Consider the following 19,938-nt stretch of genomic DNA (forward strand, 5'->3'; position numbering starts at 1 on the left):
CGCAGGCCGTTTTCCATGGCGATCGGTGCGATCAGCTCAACGCCGAAGGACACGTTGTCGCCGGGCATGACCATCTCGGTGCCTTCTGCCAGCTGAACGGTGCCGGTCACGTCAGTTGTACGGAAGTAGAACTGCGGACGGTAGTTCGCGAAGAACGGCGTGTGACGGCCACCTTCCTCTTTGGTGAGGATGTAGGCTTCGGCTTCGAACTTGGTGTGCGGTGTCACGGAGCCGGGCTTGCAGAGAACCTGACCACGCTCAACGCCGTCACGCTCAACGCCGCGCAGCAGGGCGCCGATGTTGTCGCCAGCTTCACCACGGTCCAGCAGCTTGCGGAACATTTCCACACCGGTGCAGGTGGTTTTCTTGGTGTCGCGGATGCCGACGATTTCAATTTCGTCACCAACGTTGATCACGCCACGCTCAACACGGCCTGTCACAACGGTACCGCGACCGGAGATCGAGAACACGTCTTCGACGGGCATCAGGAAGGGCTGGTCCACGGCGCGCTCAGGCGTCGGGATGTACTCGTCCACAGCAGCCATCAGCTTCTTGATCGCTTCTTCGCCGATCTCGGGCTTGTTGCCTTCCATCGCCGCCAGAGCGGAACCTGCAACAACAGGGATGTCGTCGCCGGGGTAGTCGTAGGAGGACAGCAGCTCGCGGATTTCCATTTCCACCAGCTCAAGCAGCTCTTCGTCGTCGACTTGGTCAACTTTGTTCATGAAGACGACCATGGCAGGGATGCCAACCTGACGGCCGAGCAGGATGTGCTCGCGGGTCTGGGGCATCGGGCCGTCGGCCGCGTTCACAACCAGGATCGCGCCGTCCATCTGCGCGGCACCGGTGATCATGTTCTTCACATAGTCAGCGTGGCCAGGGCAGTCGACGTGAGCGTAGTGACGGTTCTCGGTCTCATACTCGACGTGCGCGGTCGAGATGGTGATGCCGCGGGCCTTCTCTTCGGGCGCGCCGTCGATCTGGTCATACGCTTGGAAGTCACCGAAATACTTGGTGATCGCCGCGGTCAGCGTGGTTTTACCGTGGTCAACGTGGCCGATTGTGCCGATGTTGACGTGTGGCTTGTTACGTTCAAACTTTGCCTTTGCCATGGTGGCGCCCTTTTAATTGAGGGGCCCCAACGGGGACCCGAACCCTATCTGGCGGGCGATGTATTGGGTCTGGCAGGTAAAATCAAGCAGGACTTGCACCTGTTGTCCTTTTTAAACCCCGCTCTGCACGGTGCCGCGCCCGACGTTCGGCGTTACCTTTCGTCCGAACTGCTTGCCGAGGCTGTCCCGACACCGCCGTTGAACCAGCCCTGCTCGCGGTTTTGCTTCACGAGATAGGTCTCAATCGCCTTAGCGGCGTTCTGGCTGAGGTTTTTCAACTGCTCCTCGGCGGATTTAGTATAGCCCGAGCCGACCACCGGACCTTGGTCAAAGGACTCAAAGACAGTGATCTGATGCGGCTCAGGGTTCAGCTTTTTGTTCTTCGCATCATCCCAGACGGTTAGGTTCAGGATCAGGATCGACTTCGGCGCAAAGACCAGCGGGATGCCGGGTTGCGCCAGCACATAGCCTTCGACGCTGATGCCAAAGTGATAGAAGCGCTCCCCGTCATAGCGATCAAACCGTTCTGCCGTTGCGGCCTGCACGGCGGCGGCCAGTTCATCCTTGCTGACCTCGCGACTGAGCGGGCCTTTCTGTGCTTTCGGTGCCACGACGATATTGTGATGCAGGTTAAAATCCCCCAGCGGCGTCGGCGCATCGCCCAGATCGGAGGCGCCGTTGCAGGCGGCCAAACTCAAAACAGTCATCAGCACGGCAAGAACACGGATCATCAGCACATCCTTTGGGGCGTTAATAATTGCAAAAGGCGTAGCCGATGGGCGCAAGCGGCGCAATCAGTTGCCGCAGTTGCATGGCCGGGGTGTGGCCCTATCTTACCTGAAACTGAGGATAGCATCATGACCCAGCCAGACCGCCTGCCCGTGCGCGTGCCGCTTGTGACCGAACCTGTCGGCCTTTGGGGCAGTCTGCAAATGGCGCGGCGCAATGTGCTGAGCATTATTCCGAAAATCGCCACCACCCAGCCGATGGTTTCGGGCAAGACCGGCAAGCGCTGGCATATGGTCATGGACCCCGGTGCGATCCGACAGATCTTGCTTGATCGGTTGGAGGATTATCCGAAGTCCGACGTCACCAAGAACCTGCTGCGCCCAGCCATCGGGGAGTCGCTCTTTATCGCTGAAGGTGCGCATTGGCGCTGGCAACGCCGTGCCGCAGCGCCTGTGTTCTCCCAGCGTAATGTGCGCAATCTTGCCCCGGTGATGACTGGCGCCGCGAGCCGCGCCACTGACCGGATCGCCGCCGCTGGCCCACGCGCGGTGAATATGCTGGACGAGATGGTGACCACCACCTTTGACGTGATTGGCGATGTGACCTTTTCGGGCGATGGCACCTTTGACCGTGACAAGGTGCATGGTGCGATTGACGACTATATTGCCGAGGCTGGCAAGATCAGCCTGTTCGACATCTTGGGCTTTCCCGACTGGCTGCCGCGTCCGGGGCGGATGATGTCCGGCCAAGCGTTGAAACAGATGAAAGCCATGGCGGATCAGGCTATTGAAGCCCGCGTGGCACGTGGCCATGACGGCACGCCTGACCTGCTGGACCTTCTGCTCGACGGCGTTGACCCCAAGACAAAGCGCAAGATGAACACCGGCGAGCTGCGCGACAATCTGCTGACTTTCATTGTCGCGGGGCATGAGACAACGGCGCTGACGCTGGCGTGGTCAATGTATCTGATGGGATTTGACCAAGAGATGCAGGCCCGCGCCCGCGCCGAGGTGCAGTCAGTTCTGGGCAACCGCCCCTGCACCGGACGGGACGTCGACCAACTGCCACTGGTGCGGATGATCGTGGACGAGGCGCTGCGGCTTTACCCCGCTGCCGGGATCATTTCGCGCACGGCATTGAAGAAGGACACCCTCTGCGACCGCGATATTCTACCCGGCGATACAGTTATGATCCCGATCTATGCGCTCGGTCGCAGCGAACTCCTGTGGGACGAGCCGGATGCCTTTCGCCCTGAGCGGTTTGCTGACCGTAAGGCGATTGATCGCTATGCCTATCTGCCCTTCGGCGATGGGCCGCGCATCTGCATCGGGGCGAGTTTCGCGCTGCAGGAAGCGGTGATCATCCTTGCGACGCTCTTGGGGCGCTTCAAGTTCACCCCGGTGCCGGGCAAAGACCCGGAGCCGGTAATGATCCTCACCCTGCGGCCCGAAGGCGGCGTCTGGATGACCGCAGAACCGCTAGGCTGACCCCGCCCTACGGCGGCGCCTGCCAAATCAGTTGAACTTATTGTCGCGCGGGAAGCCACGGGGTGCCATGCGGCCTGAACTGGCGCGTTTGCCGGTCCATTCCGCCAGATCGACCTCGGTGCGCGTGCGGCCCGCCGGGTCTTGCCAACTGATACCCGCCGCCCGTTCAAAGGTGGTGGCATCCGACAGCCCGCCGTCCTTGTACTTTTGCAACCGCACACCTTTGCCCCGCCCCATTTCGGGCAGTTCATCAAGGCCAAAGACCAGCACCTTGCGGTTCTCGCCCACGGTGGCCACGCTGTCGCCAGACACCGGATGGCACACCAGCGCCACGACACCTTCGCCGCGCACATTTAACACCTGTTTCCCGCTGCGGGTCTGCGCCACAACCTCATCTTCAGGCACGATGAAACCATCCCCAGCCGAAGACGCCACCAGCAGCTTGCGCCCCGGTTGGTGAATAAAGAGCGAGACGATCTGCACCTCATTCGGCAGATCAACCATCAGCCGCAGCGGTTCACCCATGCCCCGCCCACCGGGCAGGTTGGCAGCGGACACGGTGTAGAAACGCCCGTTCGAGCCAAAGACCAGCAAACGATCCGTGGTTTCCGCATGGAAGATAAAACGCGGCCCGTCGCCGTCTTTGAACTTCAACTCGCGGTTCAGGTCGATATGGCCGGTCATGGCGCGGATCCAGCCCATCTGCGAGCAGACCACGGTGATCGGCTCACGATCGATCATCGCCTCGATCGGCACGTCTTCGACCTCGCCCGCGGTTTCAAAGGTGCTGAGACGCTGGCCGCGTTTGACGCCGTCGATGACCCAGTCCTTGCCGAACTGCTTTTTCGTCGCGCGCAACTGGTCGGCGATGGTGGTCCACTGCAACTCTTCGTTCTCAAGCAAGTCCTCTAGACCCGCCCGTTCCGACATCAGCGCATCGCGTTCGCGCACCAACGCGTCTTCTTCCAACCGCCGCAAAGACCGCAGACGCATGTTAAGAATCGCTTCGGCCTGCACATCGGACAGCCCATTCTCGCGGCCCGCATAGCTGTGCGGCACGGCGCGTGTGTCGCCGCTCTCGGCCAATACACCCGTCGCCTGCGCCTCGGCATCGGCGATCATGGCGAGTTTAGAGACATCGACACCGGCGAGCGGGGAGACATAGGCGGCCTCATCCATCGCGCGGGTCAGCGTGTCCTGATGCGTCCGGCTCCAATCCTCATACATCAAGGCGGCTTTGGGGTCGTCATCATAGCGGATGATCTCGATCACCCGGTCGAGGTTCAGGAATGCCGTAATAAGCCCCTGCAAAACCTCCAGCCGGTGGTCGATCTTGTCCATCCGGTGCCGCGAACGGCGTTGCAGCACCTCGCGCCGGTGGTCGAGGAAGGCACGCAGCACCTCTTTGAGCGAGCAGACTTTGGGCGTCTGCCCGTCGATCAACACGTTCATGTTAAGCGAGAACCGCACCTCAAGGTCAGAGTTGCGGAACAGCATCCCCATGAGCACAGCCGGATCAACGTTCTTCGAACGCGGTTCGATGATCATGCGGATGTCGTCAGCAGACTCATCGCGAATGTCGGCGAGAATCGGGATTTTCTTGGTCTGGATCAGCTCCGCGATCTTCTCAATCAGCTTGGATTTCTGAACCTGATAGGGAATTTCGGTGACCACAATCTGCCACGCACCTCGGCCAAGGTCTTCAACCTCCCAACGGCAGCGCAGACGGAAGGAGCCGCGGCCTGTGCGGTAGGCGTTTGCAATGTTCTCAGCCGGTTCAACAATTACGCCGCCTGTGGGGAAATCCGGGCCGGGGACGTAGTTCAGCAGCGTGTCGTCACGGGCATCGGGCGTTTTGATGAGGTGGATACAGGCGTCACAAAGCTCGGCAATGTTATGCGGTGGGATATTGGTGGCCATGCCCACAGCGATCCCCGATGACCCGTTGGCCAGCAGATTCGGGAACTGCGCGGGCAGCACGACCGGCTCGGTCAGCGTGCCGTCATAGTTCTCGCGGAAGTCGACAGCGTTCTCGTTCAGCCCTTCCAGCATCGCCTCAGCGACAGCAGTCATCCGCGCTTCTGTATAGCGCGAAGCGGCGGGGTTATCGCCATCGATATTGCCGAAGTTGCCCTGCCCGTCGACCAGCGGATAACGCACGTTAAAATCCTGCGCCAAACGCGCCATCGCGTCATAGATCGCGGCGTCGCCGTGCGGGTGGTAGTTACCCATCACATCGCCCGAAATCTTGGCCGATTTACGGAAACCGCCGGTGGAGGACAGCTTCAACTCGCGCATTGCAAAAAGAATGCGGCGGTGGACCGGCTTCAGACCATCGCGGGCATCGGGCAAGGCGCGGTGCATGATCGTGCTGAGCGCATAGGTCAGGTAACGCTCCCCCAAGGCGCGGCGCAGCGGCTCAGAAAGATCATTCGGGTCGCGTTCAGGGGGGGTAATTACGTCAGACATGACGGGTCTTTTAGCCAAGCACCTGCGGACGGGCAAGCATCGGTTTCATAAAGACGCGGCTCAGATCACCAAGCATATCACTGTCAAGGGAGGGCAAAGCGCAAAAATTAACCATCCGCGATTTTTTGCCAAAAGGATTTGAACCATCGGCGTAGCTTCGCGTTGGGTCGATGAGAAAACAGTGATGTTCACAGACTTGAGGTATGGCGCAATGAAACGGTTCATTTTTTTGACATTCGGCTTCATGGGCTGGGCTTTCTACGAAATGAGCGGCGGTGCCAGTTTCGACCCTGCAGGCCAGCGCACAGCGCACCTGTCCGACAGCGAGACCGCGCCAATTGCGCAGGCAAAGACAGAGACCGGCAAGCTCGTTACCGCCGCTGCAGAGGAAGCTGCCCGCAAGCGCATCCTGCGTGAACAGCGGATCGCTTCGAAAGACACGAACGTCGACAGAATCGACGATGCAAACGTCACCCGCGTGGCCCTGAACCTCACCACATTAAGCGATCTGCCACGTGCCGGGGATATGCCTATCGTCGAAAAGGCCGTTGCAAAACCCGCCGTGAATAAGGGGGTCGCAACCACCACCGCGTCTATCAGCGACACAGGCGCGAAGGTTATCAAGGCTTCTGCCACTGTTCCGCAGACCGCTGGCTACACCGTGACCTCCACCCAGACACCAGCCATCATCCCCAGCCTGATCGACCCAAACGACGACGGTAAGATCGACGCAAGCACCACAACTCACGTCAGCACATCGCAGCAGGACATCCGCACCGTGAGCGGCAACCGCGTGAACGTGCGCCGTGGGCCGGGGACGAACTTTGGTATCGTTGGCAAACTGAACGCCGGCACTGCGGTAAAGGTAATCGAAGACAATGGCGCCGGCTGGGTACGTTTGCGGGCATTGGACAGCAACGAAATGGGTTGGATGGCTGAATTTCTGCTCTCCGCTGGCTAACTTGCTAATTCGCGAACATCACGCGATGAAGGGCCTTTCACTTGAAAGGCCCTTTTCATGTCTGCCACGCGTTCGATCCTGATTACCGGTTGCTCCAGCGGGATCGGCTATGCCGCTGCACATGGGATGCGCGCCCGCGGCTGGCGCGTTTTTGCAGCCTGCCGCCAGCAAGAAGATTGCAATCGACTCGCAGCAGAGGGTTTTGACGCACCTCGACTGGATTACACCGACGAGGCCAGCATCCACTCTGCACTCGCGCATGTGCTGGATCAAACGGGCGGGACTTTGGACGCACTGTTCAACAATGGCGCCCATGCCACGCCCGGCCTTGTCGAAGACCTGCCCACAAACGCGCTGCGCGAAATATTTGAAGCGAATTTCTTTGGCTGGCACAGTCTGACCCGCGCGGTCATCCCGGTAATGCGCGCGCAGGGTCATGGGCGGATTGTGCAATGTTCCTCGGTGCTTGGCATGGTCGCAATGCCGTGGCGGGGGGCGTATAACGCTACCAAATTCGCGCTCGAAGGCCTGACGGATACCCTACGGCTTGAGATGCGCGGCACCGGGGTGCGCCTGATCCTGATCGAACCCGGCCCTGTCACGTCCAAGCTGCGAACCAAAGCGATCCCACGGTTTGAACGTTGGATCGACTGGAAGAACAGTCCCCGCGCGACGGAGTATGAAACCACCATGCGCCCTCGGCTCTATGATGACAGCGGCAAGGACCGCTTTGAATTGCCCCCTGAGGCGGTGGTCGAGAAGCTCGCCCATGCTGTCGAATCTCGTCGCCCCCACCCGCGCTATTTCGTCACAACCCCCACCCATATCGCCGGTATTTTACGCCGTATTCTGCCGACACGGGCCTTGGATTGGGTCACCAGCCGTTGATTTTTGTTGCGCGGCGGTCTGCTGCCGCTACATCTCGAACCAACGAAAGGACAGCCCATGCCAAATGATCCGTTTTTCGTGATCGTCCTGCTTGCCGTGGTCGCGGTCGCCGTCGTGCTCCTGATGGGGTTGGGCGGCTTTGCCACAGGCGGCAAGTTCAACAAACGCAACGCCAACAAGCTGATGCGCTGGCGGATTATCGCACAGTTTATCGCCGTGCTGCTGATCCTCGCCTATGTTTATTTCCGTGGAGGGACGATTTAATGGTGGTGCTGAACAAGATTTACACCCGCACTGGCGACAAGGGCACAACTGCACTTGGCAATGGGGAGCGCGTGGCGAAACACGACGCGCGGGTCGAAGCCTATGGCACGTCAGATGAATTGAACTGCTTTGTCGGCGTTGCACGGCTTGAGGCCACGGACGCCACGGACGAAGCGTTGGCCCGCATCCAGAACGACCTTTTCGATCTTGGCGCAGACCTCTGCCGCCCGGACATGGAAGCCGACCGCGACGCGGAGTACCCTCCCCTGCGCGTGACGCAGGAGCAAGTTGACCGGCTTGAGCGCGAGATCGACGTGATGAACGCCGAGTTGGAACCGCTACGCAGCTTTATCCTGCCCGGTGGCCGCGCGCTGGCGGCGCATCTGCATGTCTGCCGCACCGTGGCGCGCCGTGCCGAGCGACTGGCAGTGCTGCTGTCCGAACAGACCGACATTAACCCCGCCACCGTCACCTACCTGAACCGCCTGAGCGATTGGTTCTTCGTCGCGGCCCGCATGGCAAATAACGCGGGTAAGGAAGATGTGCTCTGGGTACCGGGCGCGAACCGCTAGATTATTAGCGCTAACAAAGAAAAACCGAGGAAACGCCGCGTTCAAAACAGTCAGAAATCCGATTTTGGCCTGTTTTGTCCTGATTTGCTTCGTTACACCCATCTTGAGAATTAGGGAGACCGGGCCAAGCCCGCGTCACAAACTGAGGAGAGAGACCGCATGAAGGTACTGGTACCTGTCAAACGCGTGATCGACTATAACGTGAAAGTTCGCGTCAAAGCGGACGGATCGGGTGTCGATCTTGCCAACGTAAAAATGTCGATGAACCCTTTCGATGAGATCGCCGTCGAGCAGGCGATCCGCCTGAAAGAAGCCGGTCAGGCCGAGGAAATCGTCGCGGTCTCCATCGGTGTGAAGCAGGCGCAGGAAACTCTGCGCACGGCGCTGGCAATGGGCGCAGACCGCGCGATTCTGGTTGTCGCATCGGACGATGTCCACAAGGACATCGAGCCGCTGGCCGTGGCCAAGATCCTGAAAGCGATTGTCGATGAAGAGCAGCCGGGCCTCGTGCTCTGCGGCAAGCAAGCGATCGACAATGACATGAACGCCACCGGGCAGATGCTTTCGGCGCTGATGGGCTGGTCGCAGGCAACATTCGCCTCTGACATTGCCATCGAAGGCGACAAGGCCAAGGTCACCCGCGAAGTTGACGGCGGCTTGCAGACCATTGAAGTCACCATGCCGACAGTCGTCACCGTGGACCTGCGGCTTAACGAGCCGCGCTATGCCTCGCTGCCTAACATCATGAAGGCCAAGAAAAAGCCGTTGGATGAGAAAACCGCCGAAGACTACGGCGTCGATGTCTCCAACCGGTTGGAAATCGTCAAAACCGTCGAGCCTGCTGAGCGTGCCGCTGGCATCAAGGTCGGTTCGGTTGACGAGCTTGTGGCGAAACTCAAAGAAGCGGGGGCTGTGTAATGGCTGTTCTTCTGATTGCCGAAATTTCCGATGGCGAATTGTCCATGGACGCAACCGCCAAGGCCGTGACCGCGGCCAAGGCTCTGGGCGACGTGACCGTTCTAGCGGCTGGCAGTTCTGCTGCGGCGGCGGGCGAAGCAGCCTCCAAGATCGACGGCGTGTCTAAGGTGCTGGTCGCGGAAGACCCGATGTTGGGCCACCGTCTGGCCGAAGCCACAGCGGCGCTGATCGTGTCGCTGGCGGGTGACTATGACCACATCGTGGCCCCTGCCACCACCGACGCTAAGAACGTGATGCCCCGCGTCGCGGCGCTCTTGGATGTCATGGTGATCTCTGACGTCTCCGGTGTTGTCGATGCCGACACATTCGAGCGTCCTATCTATGCCGGTAACGCGGTTCAGACTGTGAAATCCAACGATGCCAAAAAAGTCATCACCTTCCGCACATCGACCTTCGATGCGGCGGGTGAAGGGGGCTCTGCCTCGGTCGAGACCATCTCGGCTGCGGAAAACCCCGGCCTGTCCACATGGGTCGAAGACAAGGTCGCGGAATCCGACCGTCCTGAGCTGACAAGCGCGGGCGTAGTGGTTTCCGGTGGCCGTGGCGTTGGGTCCGAAGAGGACTTCGCGCTGATCGAGAAGCTGGCCGACAAGCTGGGTGCCGCCGTTGGCGCGTCCCGCGCGGCGGTCGACTCGGGTTATGCCCCGAACGACTGGCAAGTTGGTCAGACCGGTAAGGTCGTAGCGCCGGACCTCTATGTTGCGGTTGGCATCTCCGGCGCGATCCAGCACCTTGCGGGCATGAAGGACTCCAAGATCATCGTCGCGATCAACAAAGACGAAGAATCGCCGATCTTCCAAGTCGCGGACTACGGTCTGGTCGCCGACCTCTTCGACGCGGTGCCTGAGCTGATCGAAAAGCTGTAAGGCTCTTCACGTGAAACAATGAAAGGCCCGCCAATTTTGGCGGGCCTTTTCGTTTTGCGCGGTGCTTTCATGCGCCACTTGCCTCGCGATACGTGGGATGCCGCTACAACAGGCCATGCAACACAGTGGAAACTGCCGCCGCCGCATCGCGATGCGCTCGCGGCCCGAGCATCTCGGACGCAGCCAGCGCCTCCATCTGACCAAAGATCATGCCCTCAGCCGGTTCCCTCGTCGCGCCTTTAGGTGCGACCACCTGCACCACGGCTGTGGCATGCTGGGAGACTTCTTTCATCATCTCCTCTGTCACAAACAACGGGTCCGCACCGAGGTTCGTCGCGCCCTTGCGGCCTTCGGGTTGTGGCGCGTGATCGGCAAGCCAAAGCAGAATGGTTTTGCCTTTGATCTGCCCTAGCATCAGCCGCATTCGCGCCTGCCACGCCTGCTGAAGCTCATGCCGTACGGCGTCAAACCGTTCTGGGGACAGCTGCAACAAATGGTTCAGCATGTGGCGGGTAAAGTGGAACTCCGAAAAATCCACCTCCCGGTAAATCGTTTGAAGCAAGGGAGAGGCACCCACGAACCGATCATTGCGGCGCGGGTGGACCGAGTAGAAACGATTTGTCATATTTTGAGCGCCCATGATCTGGACCACAGTCACATCTGCTTCCGATGCTGCCTGTGCGACAAAAGGATCATGGGCAAAAACATCAATACCGGCATTGGGAAAGCCAAAGTTTACGCAAGTCCGCCCGAGCGTTTCCTCGACCAGAGCCGGAAACGGTTTCTCAATAAACTTTCCATAGGTCTCTGTCCCGCCTAGGAAAGCGATATAAGGCGCCTCAAGATTGCGGCGCGGACCGCGGAACATAAGTTTCGACGTACCATATCGGCACGGCAGATAATCCAGAGGCCCCGGCCCCAGTGCATCATAGGTCATAACACCCACCTTTTTCATTCACCCAAAGCCAGATTGCATGGGCGGGGCTGCGATTCTGTTAACGGGTGAATTTTGCGCAAGATTTCCTAAACACCTGCCCTTGCGGCACCCCCGCAACGCACCCTATTGTGCGCCGAAGCAATGCAAAGGACAGGCCATGGACATCCAGACAATCGGTATCGTGGGCGCGGGGCAGATGGGCAACGGCATCGCCCATGTCATGGCGCTGGCGGGCTATGACGTGCTGCTGAACGATGTGAGTGCAGATGCGCTCGCCAGAGCAATGAAGACCATTACCGGCAATCTGGACCGTCAAGTGAGCCGCGAGAAGATTTCGGCTTCTGACCGCGACTCGGCTCTGGCGCGGATCACCACCACAGAGACGCTCAGCGATCTGGGGAAAAGCGATCTGGTGATCGAGGCGGCCACTGAGCGCGAGACCGTAAAACAGGCCATCTTTGAAGACCTGATTCCGCATTTAAAACCGGACACCATTCTCACCTCGAACACCTCGTCGATCTCCATCACCCGTTTGGCCAGCCGCACCGACCGGCCTGAGAAATTCATGGGGTTCCACTTTATGAACCCGGTGCCGGTGATGCAGTTGGTCGAATTGATCCGCGGGATCGCCACGGACCGCGAGACTTATGATGCCTGTAAAGCTGTGGTGGAACGCCTCGGCAAAACAGCCGCTTCAGCAGAGGATTTCCCGGCCTTCATCGTCAACCGGATCCTGATGCCGATGATCAATGAAGCGGTTTATACGCTGTATGAAGGGGTCGGTAATGTGCAGTCGATTGATAGTTCGATGAAACTGGGCGCCAACCATCCGATGGGGCCGTTGGAATTGGCGGATTTCATCGGGTTGGACACCTGTCTTGCTATTATGAACGTCCTGCACGACGGATTGGCAGACACCAAATACCGCCCCTGCCCATTGCTAACCAAATATGTTGAGGCGGGCTGGCTGGGCCGCAAGACGCAGCGTGGGTTCTATGATTATCGCGGGGAAAAGCCGGTGCCGACGCGCTAAGCGATGAGATCTTTGGGGGCGCTGTCCCGCTGTTAAATGCAACCTCCCGAAGCGGTTACGGAAATATAACGTGTTGGCGTTTTTCGCTGACCGAGGTCGTCACCGTATTCTTAGTATGAAGTGGTGACTGCCCGTAATTGTCGAGCGGCTCTGTATGCGTTGGCAGGGGGGCGCCGCCCCCATCGCGCCAAGGCGCGATTCCCCCGCGGGTATTTGTAAAAGGATGAAGTTTAGTCGGTCAGCGCCAGCGTATGAGCGCGCAGCCATGCCATAAAGCCGCGCGGGTCGTCTGCCCAACGGTCAATCTCGGCTTGGCTCAGCGGATGGCCCACGATGGGGGCCTGGGGCTTGCCGCAGGCATGTGCGATTTCATGCAACAGCAGGCCTTGGCGCAGGATGGGGCTAATTTGGTTCGCGATCTGGTAGGCGCGGCTGTTTTGACCGGGAAACCGCATGGGCACCACCTGCGCACCGGAGCGGCGGATCATCTTGGCGGTAAAGACGTTCCATTCCGCCTCGACCGCTGGCCCCCACCATGTTTCCGATGCAGCGACCACGCCGGAAGGAAACAGCGCCACCACGCCGCCGTTTTTCAGATGCGCCATCGCTTTAGCGCGCATTTCCACCCCTTTGCGCTGTGCGTCAGGGTCGTGCGGGAATGGCACCGGGATCATGTAGCTGCCGGCGACCTCGTCAATTGAGGTGAGCAAGGAGCGGGTCAGGATACGGTAGTCAGGGCGGGCGCGGCCGATAAGGTCGGCAAAGATCATGCCGTCGACCATGCCATGCGGGTGATTGGCAACGACCACCACTGGCCCCTCTTTCGGGATGCGGTCAAGTTGGTGCTGCGGGGTTGTCAGGTCAATGCCCATTGTGTCGAGCGCCGCGCGCCAGAAGGCTTGGCCGGACGGCGTGCCGCGGCGCTCAAACTTTCGGGTGAGGCGCAGGATTTTCAGTTTGCCGGTAAAGAGTTCCAGCGCCGAGATGACGCGGGCTTTCCATGGGTCATCGAAAGTTGAGGCATAGGACAGGCTGCGCCGGTCATACTTGGTAAATGTCACCGTGCCATCTGTCGCAGGTCGGCTGTGCGGCTCTGACTGCTCTGTGTCTTCCATGAGATAGGATGATCCTTGTCGTCGCCGGGTGGTTCAGAAACCTTCGCCGAATTTATCGGCCACCAGTGCTGTTAATGCGTCGGCCAAGGCTTCGGCATCCGGACCAGAGGTCTGCACATCAATGGTTGTACCGCGTGCAGCGCCCAGCATGAGAAGCCCCATGATGCTGTCGCCGGAGGCCGACATGCCATCCTTGCTGACTTCGGCACGGGCGTCGAATGCTTCTACCACCTCCACCAGTTTGGCAGAGGCGCGGGCGTGTAGCCCTTTTTCATTTACGATTTTAAGGGAAAATTCGGGCATTCGAACAAGGGCCTTTTAACCTGCACTGATATTCTGACTATCAATATATTTCTTACCCGCTTCGAGTGCTGCACGCACGGCATCGGGGACTTCCATCTGGCGGGATTTTGCGAGCTTGATCAGCATCGGCAAGTTCGCGCCATAGATGATGCGTCGGTTTTCGGGACGGCAGGCCAAAAGGCTGAGGTTCGACGGGGAGCCGCCAAAGAGGTCGGTGACCACGACGACACCAGCACCTTGATCGACTTCGTCAGCGGCGGCGCAGATCTCACGCTCTTTGTCAGCCCGGTCGTGATCAGGCTCGATCGCGATAGCGCGGACGCCGTATTGAGATCCCACGACATGTTCGATGGCGGCAAGATATTCCTGCGCCAATCCCCCATGTGCGACGATCACGATCCCGATCACGGCTTGCTTCCTTCACGCTGCTGGCGGTCCAGTTCCCGGTGCCTAATTGACACCTGCCACCCCTGCTCTGCAAGGCGCAAAGCATGGTTTTCGGCCATGGCAACGGAACGGTGCTGCCCGCCCGTGCAGCCAAAGGCGATGGCGATATGGGATTTGCCCTCCTCGCGGTAGGCGGGCAGCAGCAGCAGGCTGAGATCCAGTACCTTACCCGCGAAGGCGGCGAACCGTTTGTCGCCGGCGACATGGGAGGCCACAGCGGCATCGCGGCCATCGCCGCTGCGCAGTTCCGGGACCCAGTAGGGGTTGCGCAGAAAGCGGCAGTCATGGACGACATCCACCCCGCGCGGCAAGCCGCGTTTGTAGGAGAAGCTCTGCACGGAAACTGTAAGATGGTGCTGGCCACCGGGGGCAAACCACCGTTCCACCTCAGCGCGCAACTCATGTACGTTGAGCGTTGTCGTATCGATCAGAACATCGGCGCGGGCGCGGATCGGGTGTAGCAGGTCCTGCTCGCGGCGGATTCCGTCAGCGGGGCGGTCTTCGGGTGCCAGCGGGTGGCGACGGCGGGTTTCGGAAAACCGTTGCAACAAGACATCCGGGGCACAATCGAGATACAAGACTTCGGTGCTCCAACCGGGCAGCGCAGCCAGACGGCCGAGCAGTTCCAGCACCCCTTCGGTGGAGAAATCCCGGTTGCGCGCATCAATGCCCAGAGCCACTGAATGCGCATCGCCTGGTCGATCCAGTAAGACAGGCAGCAACCGCAAGGGCAGGTTGTCGATCGCCTCAAATCCCGCATCCTCCAGCACATTGAGCGCAGAAGATCGGCCGGCGCCCGAAGGACCGGTTACGAGGACCAAGCGGCGGTGCAGCTGGTCGGGCGTGGGAGGCTGAGAGGTCAAATCCTATGGTCCATACTGCTTGTCATATACAGATGAAGTGCTGCCGGAAAATGAGCGCTATCGCATTTGTGATAACAGGGCAACGCGACACCCTGTATCAGGTGCGTATGCTGCTCCGGCAAACGCTGCTGTTCAGTCTGGTCCAGATCGACAACAAGGGCCAGAGGCACCGGTCCGAAATCCGCAACACGCAGCAGTCCGACAAAACGCGCTTCGATCAGCCCCCTGATGCGGGCGGGCGCGCTGGCGATTACCTGATCCCCGACCCGTTCAACATCCGTGCGATCGTCAGCCACCAGACTGGCGCCAAGCGCCATCAATTGCAGCGCCAAGGCAGATTTCCCCGCGCCTGAGGCGCCCAAGATGAGCACCCCGCGCCCGGCAATGGCCACGCAGCTGGCGTGTAGGTTTTCCGGTTCAACCGTCATATTTGCCCCGGCATTTCAGGCTCTAGGGGGCCGCTCAGGTTGGCAAGCCTACAACGAAACGGGCGCCGAGCGGCTCAGAGGTGATGTCGGCTTCGGTTGGGCGAATGTTTTCAGCCCAGATCACGCCGCCATGTGCTTCCACGATCTGTTTAGAGATCGCCAGACCAAGACCGGAGTTGTTGCCAAAATGCTCTTCAGGACGCTGCGAATAGAACCGTTTGAAGATTTTCCCAAGCGCCTGATCGGGGATGCCGGGGCCGGTGTCTTCGACCACGATCAGCACGCGATTGGCCCGTTTGCGTGCCCACACGCGGATTGCATCGCCATCCTCGCAAAAGGAAATTGCGTTGGTGATGAGGTTGACGAAAACCTGTGCCAAACGCGCTTCAAGCCCATGTACGATAATTGGTGCTGCAGGGAGATCAGTGATGAAGTCAATGCCCTGCGCCTTTGCGTCTTCGCCGAGGTATTGCCCGAGATTGCCCAGCATCTGCAGCAGATCGAAGGGTTCTTCCTCTTCCTTGACCAGTTCTGAATCCAGCCGCGACGCGTTGGAGATATCGCTGACCAACCGGTCCAGACGGCGCACGTCATGTTCAATAACGTCCAGCAGTTTGTCCCGTTGATCGTCACGCTTGACCACGCGCAAAGTGCCGACCGCAGAGCGTAGGGAGGCCAGCGGGTTCTTGATCTCATGCGCCACATCCGCGGCGAATTGTTCGTTACCGTCGATGCGATTGTAAAGCGCCGAGACCATGCCGCGTAACGCACCAGAGAGGCGGCCGATTTCATCGGGACGCGCGGTCAAATCAGGGATGCGAATGCGACCGGGATTCATCTTACGCGCATCCTTGTCGCGGCTCAGTTCGGCAGCGGCAGAGAGATCGGCCAGCGGATTGGCGATGGTGGACGCCAGCACGAGGCTAAGACCAATCGACACCAGCGTGGCGATAACGAACATCTGCAAGACACGCTCACGCTCGCTGCGCACGAGCTTGTCAATTTCGCCCGCCGCAGAGGCCACGGCGACCACCCCCACAGGCTGATCGCCCTGCATGATCGGCGTTGCAACGCTGAACAGCGTGCTGCCAGCCATATCGATATTGTCTCTGAGTTGGGTGCCGTCCTTCAGGCTTTGAGACACCATCGCACGCAACTGATCTTCGAGCGGCGGCGGGGCAACTGCACCTGCGCTGAACGGGGCCGAGACCCGCTCCCACAGCCAGTTCAACCCGTCGTTCAGCAGGGTCCGGTCCTCGGCCTGCGCGGCGGCGAGCGTGTCGGAGATTGTCAGACTGCCCGCGCTGCGCGACACCAGCGTTTCTGCCGGATCATAGACCAAGACCTCAATCCCGCCGCGCAGGTCCAGCCCAGCCAATGTGTCCGCCACATCGATCCCGTCTCCGGTGGTGAGGTTAACAGGTGCGCCGGCAGGCAGTTGCGCTTCAATCACATCAGCGATGAGCTCCGCTTCCGAGATAAGCGCCGCAGCGCGCTGCACCGCGAGACTGTCGCGAGAAGAATTAAGGTAGAGAATACCGGCAACCAGCACATTCAACGCGATTAGGTTAAACGTGATAATCTTGCGTGTCAGCGGTGAAGAGCGCAGCGAGAACAGGCCGCGCCGCTCCCGCTTAACGCGGATTTCATCCGGCGCGGCATTGTCCGGCGTGACCCAATCGTCACCCAGAACAACGTCCCCGTCCCTACCTGCAGCCATGTCCCGCACAAGTGTCCTTTCGACCAGCGTTAACCGCTGTATTTACTCTTCGTTGTATCTGTAGCCGATGCCGTAAAGCGTTTCGATCGCCGAGAATTCATCATCGGCGCTGCGCATCTTTTTGCGCAGGCGTTTGATGTGGCTGTCGATCGTGCGGTCATCCACATAGACCTGATCGTCATAGGCCACGTCCATCAGTTGATCCCGCGATTTTACGAAACCGGGGCGCTGCGCCAGCGCTTGCAGCAGCAGGAATTCGGTGACGGTCAGGGACACGTCCTTGCCCTTCCAGCTTACTGCGTGACGCAGTGGGTCCATCCGCAGATCGCCGCGCTCCATGACTTTGGTCTCTTCGGTGTCGCCGACCTCATCTGTGGCCACTGCGTCCTGACGGCGCAGCAGCGCGCGAATACGCTCAACCAAAAGACGCTGGCTAAAAGGCTTTTTGACGTAGTCGTCAGCCCCCATGCGCAGGCCCAGCACCTCGTCAATCTCGTCATCCTTGGAGGTCAGAAAGATCACCGGCATCGCGGTTTTCTGACGCAGCCGCTGAAGCAGGTCCATCCCGTCCATCCGCGGCATCTTGATATCCAGCACGGCCATATCAGGAAGCTTTTTGTTGAAAGCGTCCAGCGCGGCCTGCCCGTCGTTGTAGGTTTCCACCTCAAAACCTTCGGCTTCAAGAGTCATCGAAACGGATGTCAGGATGTTCCTGTCATCGTCCACCAATGCAATCTTCGACATTGCCTGCTTCCTTATACTGCTCAATTCATTCTTAATTTTTGGAGCCAGTGATCCGCAATATTGCCGATCGAATCAATCCTTAAGTGCGAATCGTGCCTTTGAGATGCGCCAATTCGGTCATAATTTGGTTAGGAATGGCTAAATTGCCGCACATTGGACTGCAAGATTCTCACCGACCGTGGGCGACTGGCTGCGCGTCGGGGGTAGAAAATGGTCAGGTCGAAACAAAGTTTTAGATGGTGGCGCTAACTGTGACAAAGCCGCCTGTTCAAGCTCAAAACCGCCGTGTTAAGAGGCTCGCACGGTCTTAATTGGCCCCGGGCAATACAGCCCAGTCGGATACGTTTTGCGCCTCTCATGCGCCGCTACAGGAGACATCACATGACATTTGGACGGGTAAACCCGCAGTTCAGCCTCGAAGATCAGCAGATCACCGGGCTCGGCGATGTCTATTACAACCTGACCGAACCTGCGCTGGTTGAAACCGCGGTAAAGCGTGGCGAAGGCACCCTGGGCAAAGGCGGCGCGTTTTTGGTCACCACCGGCAAGTTCACGGGCCGCTCGCCCAAGGACAAACATGTTGTCAAGACCGACAGCGTGGCCGACAGCATCTGGTGGGAAAACAACGCCGAGATGTCGCCCGAAGGCTTTGACGCGCTTTACGAAGACATGATCGCCCATATGCAGGGCAAGGACTATTTCGTCCAGGACCTCGTGGGCGGTGCCGACCCCAAACACGCGATCAATGTCCGTATGGTCACCGAACTGGCCTGGCATGGGCTTTTCATCCGCACCATGCTGCGTCGCCCCGACGCGGAGGCCATCAAGGACTTTACCGCTGATTTTACCGTCATCAACTGTCCGAGCTTCCAAGCCGATCCGGCCAAGCACGATTGCCGCAGCGAGACCGTCATCGCGATGAACTTTGACCGCAAGATGATCCTTATCGGCGGCACCGAATACGCAGGCGAGAACAAGAAGTCGGTCTTTACCCTGCTGAACTACCTGCTGCCCGAAAAAGGCATCATGCCGATGCACTGCTCGGCCAACCACGCCACTGGCAACCCGGTCGATACGGCGGTTTTCTTTGGCCTGTCCGGCACCGGCAAGACCACCCTCTCCGCCGACCCTGAGCGGACGCTCATTGGCGATGATGAACACGGCTGGTCCGACAACGGCACCTTCAACTTCGAAGGCGGCTGCTATGCCAAGACGATCAACCTCAGCCCTGAGGCCGAGCCGGAAATTTACGCGACGACATCCAAGTTCGGCACGGTGATTGAGAACATGGTGTTCGACCCCCACACCTTTGAGTTGGACTTTGATGACGACTCACTCACGGCCAACATGCGTGCCGCCTACCCGCTGCACTACATCTCCAACGCCAGCGAGAAGGCCGTCGGCGGTCACCCCAAGAACATCATCATGCTGACTTGCGATGCCTTCGGCGTGCTGCCTCCGATTGCGCGGCTGAGCCCGGCGCAGGCGATGTACCACTTCCTCTCGGGCTTCACCTCCAAAGTGGCGGGCACCGAGCGTGGCGTGACCGAGCCTGAGCCGACCTTCTCCACCTGCTTTGGCGCGCCTTTCATGCCCCGGCGCCCCGAGGTTTACGGCAACCTGCTGCGCGAAAAGATCGCCCAGCACGGTGCAACCTGTTGGCTGGTCAACACGGGCTGGACCGGCGGCGCCCATGGCACTGGCTCGCGTATGCCGATCAAAGCCACACGTGCGCTGCTGAGCGCTGCGCTTGAAGGGCGCTTGGCGGATGTGGAATACCGCAAAGACCCCAACTTCGGCTTTGACGTGCCTGTTTCGGTGAATGGCGTGGCAGACATCCTGCTCGACCCGCGCCGCACTTGGGATAACCCCGAAGCCTATGACCGTCAGGCGGCAAAACTGATCAAGATGTTCTCGGACAACTTTGAACAGTATCTGCCGCACATCGATGATGACGTGAAAGCTGCTGCGATCGGGTAAGACCTAACGGCAACCGGACAGTCAAAAGGGCGGCCAGTTTAG

The 19,938-nt window shown here is 59.5% G+C and carries 20 protein-coding genes; 9 read left to right on the top strand and 11 right to left on the bottom strand.

The annotated features are described in order from the left end of the window. A partial coding sequence (tuf, locus tag HTT03_RS14720; RefSeq protein ID WP_174859647.1) for an elongation factor Tu occupies positions 1-1,112 on the bottom strand: 1,112 nt, incomplete at its 3' end. 152 nt (positions 1,113-1,264) lie between these two features. After that, on the bottom strand, positions 1,265-1,843 hold the full coding sequence (locus HTT03_RS14725) for a hypothetical protein (protein WP_246253557.1): 579 nt from the start codon (positions 1,841-1,843) through the stop codon (positions 1,265-1,267). 126 nt (positions 1,844-1,969) lie between these two features. Here HTT03_RS14725 and HTT03_RS14730 point away from each other — a divergent pair, with 126 nt between their 5' ends. Beyond that, on the top strand, positions 1,970-3,328 hold the full coding sequence (locus HTT03_RS14730) for a cytochrome P450 (protein WP_174860547.1): 1,359 nt from the start codon (positions 1,970-1,972) through the stop codon (positions 3,326-3,328). Positions 3,329-3,355: 27 nt separating this feature from the next. On the opposite strand, the gene HTT03_RS14735 is transcribed toward HTT03_RS14730, so the two are convergent. Then, on the bottom strand, positions 3,356-5,797 hold the full coding sequence (locus HTT03_RS14735) for a DNA topoisomerase IV subunit A (protein WP_174860548.1): 2,442 nt from the start codon (positions 5,795-5,797) through the stop codon (positions 3,356-3,358). A 211-nt stretch (positions 5,798-6,008) separates the two neighbouring features. Between HTT03_RS14735 and HTT03_RS18750 the strand changes: the two genes are divergently transcribed. The 6 genes from HTT03_RS18750 (at position 6,009) to HTT03_RS14765 (ending at position 10,326) form a co-directional block, all read left to right on the top strand. Continuing rightward, complete coding sequence (locus tag HTT03_RS18750; RefSeq protein ID WP_246253559.1) at positions 6,009-6,758, top strand: SH3 domain-containing protein; 750 nt, start codon at positions 6,009-6,011, stop codon at positions 6,756-6,758. Between the two features lie 57 nt (positions 6,759-6,815). Next, on the top strand, positions 6,816-7,646 hold the full coding sequence (locus tag HTT03_RS14745) for an SDR family NAD(P)-dependent oxidoreductase (RefSeq protein ID WP_174860549.1): 831 nt from the start codon (positions 6,816-6,818) through the stop codon (positions 7,644-7,646). Between the two features lie 57 nt (positions 7,647-7,703). Continuing rightward, positions 7,704-7,910 carry a twin transmembrane helix small protein gene (locus HTT03_RS14750; RefSeq protein WP_174860550.1) on the top strand — a complete coding sequence of 69 codons (207 nt, stop codon included), beginning with the start codon at positions 7,704-7,706 and terminating at the stop codon, positions 7,908-7,910. Further along, positions 7,910-8,482: a cob(I)yrinic acid a,c-diamide adenosyltransferase gene (locus tag HTT03_RS14755; protein WP_174860551.1), complete on the top strand. Its 573-nt coding sequence runs from the start codon at positions 7,910-7,912 to the stop codon at positions 8,480-8,482. The genes HTT03_RS14750 and HTT03_RS14755 overlap by 1 nt, the downstream gene beginning before the upstream one ends. Before the next feature lie 159 nt (positions 8,483-8,641). Continuing rightward, a complete protein-coding gene (locus tag HTT03_RS14760; protein ID WP_174860552.1) occupies positions 8,642-9,400 on the top strand; it encodes an electron transfer flavoprotein subunit beta/FixA family protein in 759 nt (252 codons plus the stop codon). Continuing rightward, entirely contained in the window at positions 9,400-10,326 is a 927-nt protein-coding gene (locus HTT03_RS14765; protein ID WP_174860553.1) for an electron transfer flavoprotein subunit alpha/FixB family protein, read from the top strand. The genes HTT03_RS14760 and HTT03_RS14765 overlap by 1 nt, the downstream gene beginning before the upstream one ends. 103 nt (positions 10,327-10,429) lie before the next feature. On the opposite strand, the gene HTT03_RS14770 is transcribed toward HTT03_RS14765, so the two are convergent. Next, complete coding sequence (locus HTT03_RS14770; RefSeq protein ID WP_174860554.1) at positions 10,430-11,263, bottom strand: DUF6473 family protein; 834 nt, start codon at positions 11,261-11,263, stop codon at positions 10,430-10,432. A 157-nt stretch (positions 11,264-11,420) separates the two neighbouring features. On the opposite strand from HTT03_RS14770, the gene HTT03_RS14775 reads away from it, so the two are divergent. Further along, positions 11,421-12,296 (top strand): 3-hydroxybutyryl-CoA dehydrogenase, encoded by an 876-nt coding sequence (locus HTT03_RS14775; RefSeq protein WP_174860555.1) that lies wholly within the window; start codon positions 11,421-11,423, stop codon positions 12,294-12,296. A gap of 230 nt (positions 12,297-12,526) precedes the next feature. Here HTT03_RS14775 and HTT03_RS14780 read toward each other — a convergent pair whose 3' ends face one another. From HTT03_RS14780 to HTT03_RS14810, 7 genes are read right to left on the bottom strand one after another with little or no spacing between them, the layout of a single operon-like run. Beyond that, on the bottom strand, positions 12,527-13,411 hold the full coding sequence (locus tag HTT03_RS14780; protein ID WP_174860556.1) for a lysophospholipid acyltransferase family protein: 885 nt from the start codon (positions 13,409-13,411) through the stop codon (positions 12,527-12,529). Positions 13,412-13,444: 33 nt separating this feature from the next. Continuing rightward, entirely contained in the window at positions 13,445-13,714 is a 270-nt protein-coding gene (locus tag HTT03_RS14785) for an HPr family phosphocarrier protein (RefSeq protein WP_174860557.1), read from the bottom strand. A gap of 15 nt (positions 13,715-13,729) precedes the next feature. Next, positions 13,730-14,122 (bottom strand): PTS sugar transporter subunit IIA domain-containing protein, encoded by a 393-nt coding sequence (locus tag HTT03_RS14790; protein WP_174860558.1) that lies wholly within the window; start codon positions 14,120-14,122, stop codon positions 13,730-13,732. Then, complete coding sequence (gene rapZ, locus HTT03_RS14795) at positions 14,119-15,024, bottom strand: RNase adapter RapZ (RefSeq protein ID WP_174860559.1); 906 nt, start codon at positions 15,022-15,024, stop codon at positions 14,119-14,121. Before rapZ ends, HTT03_RS14790 begins: the two co-directional genes overlap by 4 nt. After that, a complete protein-coding gene (locus HTT03_RS14800; RefSeq protein WP_174860560.1) occupies positions 15,021-15,452 on the bottom strand; it encodes an HPr kinase/phosphorylase in 432 nt (143 codons plus the stop codon). The genes rapZ and HTT03_RS14800 overlap by 4 nt, the downstream gene beginning before the upstream one ends. 34 nt (positions 15,453-15,486) lie before the next feature. Further along, on the bottom strand, positions 15,487-17,172 hold the full coding sequence (locus HTT03_RS14805) for a sensor histidine kinase (RefSeq protein WP_174860561.1): 1,686 nt from the start codon (positions 17,170-17,172) through the stop codon (positions 15,487-15,489). A 42-nt stretch (positions 17,173-17,214) separates the two neighbouring features. Next, the gene (locus HTT03_RS14810; protein ID WP_093738079.1) at positions 17,215-17,916 is read right to left on the bottom strand and encodes a response regulator transcription factor; all 702 of its coding nucleotides are present in this window, start codon (positions 17,914-17,916) and stop codon (positions 17,215-17,217) included. A gap of 381 nt (positions 17,917-18,297) precedes the next feature. Here HTT03_RS14810 and HTT03_RS14815 point away from each other — a divergent pair, with 381 nt between their 5' ends. After that, positions 18,298-19,896 carry a phosphoenolpyruvate carboxykinase gene (locus tag HTT03_RS14815; protein WP_174860562.1) on the top strand — a complete coding sequence of 533 codons (1,599 nt, stop codon included), beginning with the start codon at positions 18,298-18,300 and terminating at the stop codon, positions 19,894-19,896. Positions 19,897-19,938 lie beyond the last annotated feature (42 nt).

Origin of the sequence: Sulfitobacter maritimus (assembly GCF_013346665.1) — a bacterium.
GTDB lineage: Bacteria > Pseudomonadota > Alphaproteobacteria > Rhodobacterales > Rhodobacteraceae > Sulfitobacter > Sulfitobacter maritimus.

Bases quoted from the DNA above. Each gene is read 5' to 3' on its own strand.
- HTT03_RS14755 (WP_174860551.1), top strand. From the start codon at position 7,910: ATGGTGGTGCTGAACAAGATTTACACCCGCACTGGCGACAAGGGCACA.
- HTT03_RS14805 (WP_174860561.1), bottom strand. From the start codon at position 17,172: ATGGCTGCAGGTAGGGACGGGGACGTTGTTCTGGGTGACGATTGGGTC.
- HTT03_RS14735 (WP_174860548.1), bottom strand. From the start codon at position 5,797: ATGTCTGACGTAATTACCCCCCCTGAACGCGACCCGAATGATCTTTCT.
- HTT03_RS14815 (WP_174860562.1), top strand. From the start codon at position 18,298: ATGACATTTGGACGGGTAAACCCGCAGTTCAGCCTCGAAGATCAGCAG.
- HTT03_RS14745 (WP_174860549.1), top strand. From the start codon at position 6,816: ATGTCTGCCACGCGTTCGATCCTGATTACCGGTTGCTCCAGCGGGATC.
- HTT03_RS14785 (WP_174860557.1), bottom strand. From the start codon at position 13,714: ATGCCCGAATTTTCCCTTAAAATCGTAAATGAAAAAGGGCTACACGCC.
- HTT03_RS14750 (WP_174860550.1), top strand. From the start codon at position 7,704: ATGCCAAATGATCCGTTTTTCGTGATCGTCCTGCTTGCCGTGGTCGCG.
- HTT03_RS14725 (WP_246253557.1), bottom strand. From the start codon at position 1,843: ATGATCCGTGTTCTTGCCGTGCTGATGACTGTTTTGAGTTTGGCCGCC.
- HTT03_RS14780 (WP_174860556.1), bottom strand. From the start codon at position 13,411: ATGGAAGACACAGAGCAGTCAGAGCCGCACAGCCGACCTGCGACAGAT.
- HTT03_RS14730 (WP_174860547.1), top strand. From the start codon at position 1,970: ATGACCCAGCCAGACCGCCTGCCCGTGCGCGTGCCGCTTGTGACCGAA.
- HTT03_RS14810 (WP_093738079.1), bottom strand. From the start codon at position 17,916: ATGTCGAAGATTGCATTGGTGGACGATGACAGGAACATCCTGACATCC.
- HTT03_RS14765 (WP_174860553.1), top strand. From the start codon at position 9,400: ATGGCTGTTCTTCTGATTGCCGAAATTTCCGATGGCGAATTGTCCATG.
- HTT03_RS14775 (WP_174860555.1), top strand. From the start codon at position 11,421: ATGGACATCCAGACAATCGGTATCGTGGGCGCGGGGCAGATGGGCAAC.
- HTT03_RS14770 (WP_174860554.1), bottom strand. From the start codon at position 11,263: ATGACCTATGATGCACTGGGGCCGGGGCCTCTGGATTATCTGCCGTGC.
- HTT03_RS18750 (WP_246253559.1), top strand. From the start codon at position 6,009: ATGAAACGGTTCATTTTTTTGACATTCGGCTTCATGGGCTGGGCTTTC.
- HTT03_RS14800 (WP_174860560.1), bottom strand. From the start codon at position 15,452: ATGACGGTTGAACCGGAAAACCTACACGCCAGCTGCGTGGCCATTGCC.
- HTT03_RS14760 (WP_174860552.1), top strand. From the start codon at position 8,642: ATGAAGGTACTGGTACCTGTCAAACGCGTGATCGACTATAACGTGAAA.